Raw genomic sequence first — 6956 nt, forward strand, 5'->3', positions numbered from 1 at the left:
GATATTACTATGCCTGAAGATAGCATTGAACAAATTAATTTTGAGGAAATTAATGAACTGGCGATTTCAAAGCCTTTAGTTTCTCACATTTATACAGCCGACCCGTCGGCGCATGTATTTAATGGTAAAATTTATATTTATCCGTCGCATGATATCGATGCCGGAATTCCGTTTAACGATAATGGTGATCACTTCGGGATGGAAGATTATCATGTTTTTTCGATGGAAAGTATTTCATCAAAAGCCGTTGATAATGGTGTTGCATTGCATGTAAAAGATGTTGCCTGGGCCGAAAAACAAATGTGGGCGCCAGATGCGGCACAGAAAAACGGAAAGTATTATTTGTATTTCCCTGCCAAACGTGCTAATGGAATTTTCCAGATTGGAGTTGCCGTTGGAGATTCTCCTGCAGGACCTTTCAAGTCGGAGCCAGATGCGATAAAAGGAAGTTACAGTATTGATCCTGCAGTTTTTGAGGATGAAGACGGGAAACATTATATTTATTTTGGCGGAATCTGGGGCGGACAGTTACAGAAATACAGAAATAATAAATACGATCAGGATAATGAAGAACCTTCTGGAAACGAACCTGCTTTAGGGCCAATTGTAGCTTTGCTTCGCGACGATATGTTGGAGTTTGCAGAAGAACCTAAAGAGATTAAAATTCTGGATGAAAACGGGGAAAATCTGTTGGCTGGCGATAATAGCCGTCGTTTTTTTGAAGCTTCGTGGGTTCATAAATACAACGGAAAATATTATTTCTCGTATTCAACAGGCGATACCCATTTTATTTGTTACGCAATTGGCGACAATCCGTATGGGCCGTTTACATATCAGGGAAGAATTTTGAATCCGGTTGTGGGCTGGACTTCGCATCATTCTATTTGTGAGGTGGAGAACGAATGGTATTTGTTTTATCACGATTCGAGTTTATCAAAAGGCGTGACGCATTTAAGAAGTATGAAAGTAACTAAAATCGATTATCTGGAAGATGGTTCGATTGTTACGATTGATCCGTATGGAATAAGAAGATTGATAGATTAAAAAAATTTCTTGAAAAATACAATCGGTTGTGTTGGTTTTAGGTTTTCTTGCAAGGTTGGTTTGCGTGAGGGATAGAAGTGGAAAGCCCGCAGCCTGACGAAAGAAGTGCGAGGACTTGAAACGGATAGCCCGACCGGAGGGGCACGCCCAAAGTATTATTTTAGATGGAATAAAAAGATAACAATTTTTAATGTAAAAGTATTTTTTTATAAGATACAATTATTTACTTTAGCATAACAGAACGGAACAGAACGGTATGCTAAAAGAAGAAGAAAAATTTGAGTTTATAATTAATCACGATAGTGATATTCCGAAGTACCAGCAATTGGTTGACGGGATTACAAATGCTATTGCCGAGAATATTTTACAAAAAGGAGATTTACTTCCGTCAGTAAATGTAATCTGCAAAACATATCAGCTTTCGAGAGACACGGTTTTTAAAGCGTATACGATTTTAAAAGATCAAAATACGATTGAGTCTGTGCCAAATAAAGGCTATTATGTTTCGGGCGAAACGAGAAAAGTGCTTTTGGTTTTAGACACTTTTAAGGCCTATAAAGAGGTTTTGTACCATTCGTTTGTGAATAATCTGCCGGATAATGTGATTACTGATGTGCAGTTTCATCATTATAATATTGATGTTTTTAAAACGATCATCAATAACGGAATTGGGAAGTATTACAAATATGTGGTAATGAATTTTGATCACAAGGAAATTGCTCCTGCTTTGTCGGCGATTTCAAAAGACAAATTGCTTTTGATAGACTGGAATATTCAGGCTGATAAAAGTAATAATTATGTTTTTCAGGATTTTGGAAAAGCGTTTTATGAGTCATTGACAGAGGCGGCTGATTTGTTTAAAAAGTATAAAAAGATACAATTTGTGTATCCGGATTTCACCAATCACCCGAAGGAAACGGTTGATTTTTTTAAGAAATTCTGTGCTGATTTTAGTTTTGAATATGAGATTGTAACAGATCCTAAAAAGTTCAATATCGAAAAAGGAATTGCGTATATAAGTGTAAGCGACAGGATTTTAGGATACTTTTTAGAGCAGTGTAAAGAGAAAGATTTTGAGCCTGGAAAAGACGTTGGTTTTTTGTCGTATAACGAAACGCCAATGAAGAAATTTATTTATAAAGGAATTTCAGTTGTGTCAACTGATTTTAAGGAATTAGGAACCAAAGCAGCGGCATTTATTACGCATGACGAAGAAACGAAGTGTTATGTGCCGACAAAATTAATAATAAGAGAATCATTGTAAGTATGTATTATATCGGATATGATATTGGAAGTTCTTCGGTCAAGGCAGCCTTGGTTGAAGCTGAAACGGGTAAAAAAGTAATCGTTTTGAATGAACCGCAAAACGAAATGGAAATCTTGTCTATTCACCCGGACTGGGCAGAACAGGATCCTGAAATCTGGTGGCAGCACATTTGTACGGCAACCAAAAGAGCGATTCGCGAAGCTAATATTGATGCATCAAAAATTCAGGGAATTGGTATTTCGTATCAAATGCACGGATTAGTAATTGTAGATAAAGCAGGAAATGCGCTTCGAAATTCAATTATTTGGTGTGACAGCCGTGCGGTTGAAATTGGAAATAAGGCTTTCGCCGAAATTGGAGAACAAAAATGTATGGAGCATTTACTGAATTCTCCGGGAAATTTTACGGCTTCGAAATTAAAATGGGTGAAAGAAAACGAGCCCGAAGTTTACAATAAAATTGATAAATACATGCTTCCTGGAGATTATATCGCTTTGAAATTGACGGGCGAAGTAACGACAACTAAAAATGGTTTGTCTGAAGGAATGCTTTGGGATTATAAAGAAAATAAAGTAGCCGACTGGCTTTTGGATTATTACGGAATCGATCAGTCATTAACTCCAAAAATTGTAGAAAATTTTACGAATCAAGGCGTTGTTACTGAAAAAGCTTCTGCAGAATCTGGTCTTCCGGCAGGAATTCCTATTGTTTACAGAGCGGGAGATCAGCCTAATAATGCTTTGGCTTTGAATGTTTTGAATCCGGGAGAAGTGGCGGCAACGGGCGGAACTTCGGGAGTATTTTATGCGGTAAGCGAAATGTCATCTGGAAAAAGTACGAGAGTAAACAATTTCGTTCACGTAAACTACGAATTGGAAACGCCTAGAGTTGGTAAACTTTTAAATATTAACGGAGCAGGAATTCAATACAGATGGCTTCGTAATAATATGGGAAATGAGTCTTATGAAGTTATGAATGAAAAAGCTTCGAATGTTGAGGTAGGTTCAGAAGGAGTTGTTGTGATTCCGTTTGGAAATGGCGCTGAGCGTATGTTCAACAATAAAAACATCGGAACTCATTTTTTAAACCTCAATTTGAATATTCATAACAGTGCGCATTTATTTAGAGCTTCTCTTGAAGGAATTGCTTTTTCGTTTGTATACGGAATGGAATGTTTAAAGGATGATAATGCGACAATTAATGTGATTAGAGCCGGAAATGATAATTTATTCCGTTCGGAGATTTTCTCTAATACGGTGGCGACTTTAATTGGTCACGAAATTGAAATTTATAATACAACCGGAGCAGTTGGAGCAGCAAGAGCTGTTGGTTTAAAAGATGGTGATTACAGCAAATTTGGAGCTAATGTTAGCGACAACGATCATGTAATGACGTTTTTACCACTTCACAACGCAGCGCCTTATGAAGCTGCCTACCAGAAATGGAAACAAGAATTAGAATTAATATTAACAACTAAATAAAAGAACAAATGATAGTTTTAGGAGATAAAGAATACTACAAAGGTATTGGCCAAATAAAATTTGAAGGAAAGGAATCTGATAATCCGTTGGCATTTAAATATTACAATCCAGACCAAGTTGTAGCTGGAAAAACAATGCGTGAGCACTTTAAATTTGCGATCGCATATTGGCACACGTTCTGCGGACAAGGAAGCGATCCATTCGGACCAGGAACACAGCAATTTGCCTGGGATCAATCTTCAGATCCATACCAAGCAGCAAAAGATAAAGCTGATGCAGCTTTTGAATTTATCAGCAAAATGGGATTTGATTATTTCTGTTTTCACGATTACGATTTGATTGCTGAAGGAGCAACTTTCGCAGAATCAGAAAAACGTTTAGCATTCATTACAGATTACTTAAAACAGAAAAAAGCAGATTCTGGAATTAAATTGCTTTGGGGAACTTCAAACTGTTTCTCTAATCCAAGATTTATGAACGGAGCAGCAACAAATCCTGATTTTAATGTGGTAGCAAGAGCCGGAGGTCAAGTAAAATTAGCGCTTGATGCAACGATTGCTTTAGGCGGAGAAAACTACGTATTCTGGGGTGGTAGAGAAGGTTATATGTCTTTACTAAACACAGATATGGGAAGAGAATTAGACCACATGGCGCAATTCCTTGCAATGTCTAGAGATTACGCAAGAGCACAAGGTTTTAAAGGAACTTTCTTTATCGAACCAAAACCAATGGAACCATCTAAACATCAATACGATTTTGACTCGGCAACTGCAATTGGATTCTTAAAAGAATATGGTTTAGATAAAGATTTTAAAATCAATATCGAGGTAAACCACGCAACATTGGCGCAACACACTTTTCAACATGAATTAGAAGTTGCTGCAAAAGCAGGAATGTTAGGAAGCATCGATGCAAACAGAGGAGATTACCAAAACGGATGGGATACTGACCAGTTTCCAAATAACATTCAGGAAACTACTGAAGCGATGTTGGTTTTCTTAAAAGCCGGCGGATTACAAGGCGGTGGAGTTAACTTCGACGCAAAAATCAGAAGAAATTCTACGGATCTTGAAGATGTTTTCTTAGCGCATATTGGTGGAGCTGATACTTTTGCAAGAGCTTTATTGACTGCAGATAAAATCATTACTTCTTCTCCTTACGAAAAATTAAGAACAGAAAGATACAGCTCATTTGATGCAGGAAAAGGAAAAGATTTCGAAAACGGAAAATTAAACCTTAAAGATTTATACGATATCGCAAACCAAAATGGAGAATTGACTCTTCAAAGCGGTAAACAAGAATTGTTTGAAAATATCATTAACCAATATATTTAATAATTTATTTAAACACATAGAAACATAGATTTGAGTTTTTATAAAAAGAGGCAAAAAAAACAAGATTTTTACACATAGTCCGGATAACTATCGGGATTTATTTAAACAAGTGAAACGCCTTTATTGACAAAGAAAACTATGTATCTATGTGTTTAAAATTTTTTAGTGAGAAACTATTCTAAAGAAACTTGATAAAATTATATGTGATAGCTATAGAAAGTTAAAACTATTTAATGATTGTTTTAATGTTTTTTTAGATACAAATAGAGAGAATGTGTATTAAGATTATGACTTGTTTTTGAGATTTAGATTTGACAAAAATAGATTGAAGGTTTAGTTGCTATTTTTTGAAAATTGAAGTTTAAAAATAAAGTCAGTTTGATAAAATTATTAAGTGAGTTATTTTTTTATTGAAGGTTTTTTGAAGAGCAGAATCGGTCGAAATGCACATTTTTTTTCTCGCTAAATGTTAGACGCACTGCAGTGCGTCTCTACAAATTACACACAATCTTTGTCAAAGTTTTAAACTTTGACAAAGTTAATTATACAAAGAAATACCCGCAATCTTGTCATTTCGAGGAACGAGAAATCTTCGCGAGAAACTCTACAAAGATTGGCGATTCTCAGTGCGGAGCTACTTACGAAGATTTCTCGTTCCTCGAAATGACAACATCGGAAGGGGTTCAACTCACTAAAAACTACACGATTTACTCCATTAAAACAATTACAGACCACAAAATAACCACCAACCTTAAACCAAAAAAAACTTATGAAATTTTTTATTGATACCGCTAATCTCGAAGACATTCGAGAAGCACAATCTCTTGGTGTTCTCGACGGCGTAACGACAAATCCGTCTTTGATGGCAAAAGAAGGAATTACAGGAAAAGACAACATCTTAAAACATTATCTGGACATTTGTAATATTGTTGACGGAGATGTTTCTGCTGAGGTAATTTCTACTGATTTTGACGGAATGATAAGAGAAGGAGAGGAGCTTGCAGCTTTGCATCCGCAGATTGTGGTGAAGTTACCCATGATTGGCGACGGAATAAAAGCTTGTAAATACTTTTCTTCAAAAGGAATTAAAACTAATGTAACACTAGTATTTTCGGCAGGTCAGGCTTTATTGGCGGCGAAAGCTGGAGCGACTTATGTTTCTCCGTTTTTAGGACGATTAGATGATGTTTCAACAGACGGAATGCATTTAATTGCCGAAATCAGGGAAATTTATGATAATTACGATTATCAAACGCAAATCCTTTCTGCTTCGGTAAGACATACCATGCATATTGTAAATTGTGCCAAAGTTGGATCAGATGTAATGACCGGGCCGCTTTCGGCAATTAAAGGATTATTGAAACATCCGCTTACAGATATTGGTTTAAAACAGTTTGTTGAAGATGCTAAAAAAATGAATCTCTAAACCCTAAATACACAACGCAATGACTAAGCCCTTTTCATCTCGAAAAGGGCTTTTTTTATAACTTTTCAACAACCGATTGCCTTTTTGAATTGTTTTAAATCAAATAATTTTAGAGATGCGCTCGTATTCAGCTTTCCTTTAGAATATTAAGTTAAAATTCAATTATTATGTACTTTTTATATTACTAAAACGATGTAGATGTATTGAAAATATCTTAAATCCTTCCTTTTATGCTTTTTTTAATATTTTGAAGAAAACAGTTTTTTATTCATAATGTTTTGAGTGTTCAGGTTTGTAAATATGAATATAGTTTAATTTTTTATGAATATAAATAAACTATATGTTTTTTTAATACACTATTTTTTTAAAATTCTTAAATAAAATTAACGCAACCGATTGTGTAT

The 6956-nt window shown here is 35.4% G+C and carries 5 protein-coding genes; all 5 read left to right on the forward strand.

Annotated elements, in window-relative coordinates; all coding sequences use genetic code 11:
- The first annotated feature begins 9 nt into the window (after nt 1–9).
- Complete coding sequence (locus FLAPXU55_RS04775; protein WP_180856803.1) at nt 10–1044, forward strand: glycoside hydrolase family 43 protein; 1035 nt, start codon at nt 10–12, stop codon at nt 1042–1044.
- 256 nt (nt 1045–1300) lie between these two features.
- Nucleotides 1301–2308: a GntR family transcriptional regulator gene (locus FLAPXU55_RS04780; protein ID WP_180856804.1), complete on the forward strand. Its 1008-nt coding sequence runs from the start codon at nt 1301–1303 to the stop codon at nt 2306–2308.
- 2 nt (nt 2309–2310) lie between these two features.
- The gene (locus FLAPXU55_RS04785) at nt 2311–3792 is read left to right on the forward strand and encodes a xylulokinase (protein WP_180856805.1); all 1482 of its coding nucleotides are present in this window, start codon (nt 2311–2313) and stop codon (nt 3790–3792) included.
- Nucleotides 3793–3800: 8 nt separating this feature from the next.
- Nucleotides 3801–5126, forward strand: a complete 1326-nt coding sequence (gene xylA / locus FLAPXU55_RS04790) for a xylose isomerase (RefSeq protein WP_053473041.1) — start codon at nt 3801–3803, stop codon at nt 5124–5126.
- 769 nt (nt 5127–5895) lie between these two features.
- Nucleotides 5896–6552: a fructose-6-phosphate aldolase gene (fsa, locus tag FLAPXU55_RS04795; RefSeq protein WP_180856806.1), complete on the forward strand. Its 657-nt coding sequence runs from the start codon at nt 5896–5898 to the stop codon at nt 6550–6552.
- Nucleotides 6553–6956: the final 404 nt, after the last annotated feature.

It is taken from the genome of Flavobacterium panici (assembly GCF_903819335.1).
Taxonomy (GTDB): domain Bacteria; phylum Bacteroidota; class Bacteroidia; order Flavobacteriales; family Flavobacteriaceae; genus Flavobacterium; species Flavobacterium panici.

What these genes read in the sequence shown, in the direction of transcription:
- fsa (WP_180856806.1), top strand. Translation starts at nt 5,896, where the DNA reads ATGAAATTTTTTATTGATACCGCTAATCTCGAAGACATTCGAGAAGCA.
- xylA (WP_053473041.1), top strand. Translation starts at nt 3,801, where the DNA reads ATGATAGTTTTAGGAGATAAAGAATACTACAAAGGTATTGGCCAAATA.
- FLAPXU55_RS04775 (WP_180856803.1), top strand. Translation starts at nt 10, where the DNA reads ATGCCTGAAGATAGCATTGAACAAATTAATTTTGAGGAAATTAATGAA.
- FLAPXU55_RS04785 (WP_180856805.1), top strand. Translation starts at nt 2,311, where the DNA reads ATGTATTATATCGGATATGATATTGGAAGTTCTTCGGTCAAGGCAGCC.
- FLAPXU55_RS04780 (WP_180856804.1), top strand. Translation starts at nt 1,301, where the DNA reads ATGCTAAAAGAAGAAGAAAAATTTGAGTTTATAATTAATCACGATAGT.